This is a genomic window from Duganella violaceipulchra (assembly GCF_019166075.1).
Lineage (GTDB): Bacteria > Pseudomonadota > Gammaproteobacteria > Burkholderiales > Burkholderiaceae_D > Rugamonas > Rugamonas violaceipulchra.
In genome coordinates this window covers 1-283 of record NZ_JAHTGR010000190.1, presented here as the reverse complement: position 1 = coordinate 283, position 283 = coordinate 1, and the positions used below count along the sequence as shown (strand labels likewise).

The 283-nt window shown below is 74.9% G+C and carries 1 protein-coding gene; it reads left to right on the top strand.

Translation table 11 applies throughout. The features are described 5' to 3' along the window. On the top strand, positions 1-283 hold a 283-nt coding region (locus KVP70_RS33635), incomplete at both ends, for an AMP-binding protein (RefSeq protein ID WP_217946765.1).

Here is a 283-nt window from a genome sequence, read left to right as displayed (position 1 = left end):
TGCCGCTGGACGCGGTGCTGCCGCCGGCCCGCCAGGCGGCGATGCTGGCCGACTGCGGCGCCAGGCTGGTGCTGGCGGCGCGGACGCTGGCGCTGCCGGCGGCGCTGCCGCAGCTGCTGCTCGATGACGCGCGCATCGCCGCCCACGGCGACGCCAATCCGGGCCTGGCCTGCGATAGCGGGAGCGCCGCCTATGTGATGTACACCTCCGGCTCGGCCGGCACGCCGAAAGGGGTGGCGGTGCCGCATCGCGCGGTGCACAAGCTGGTGGTCAACAACGGCTA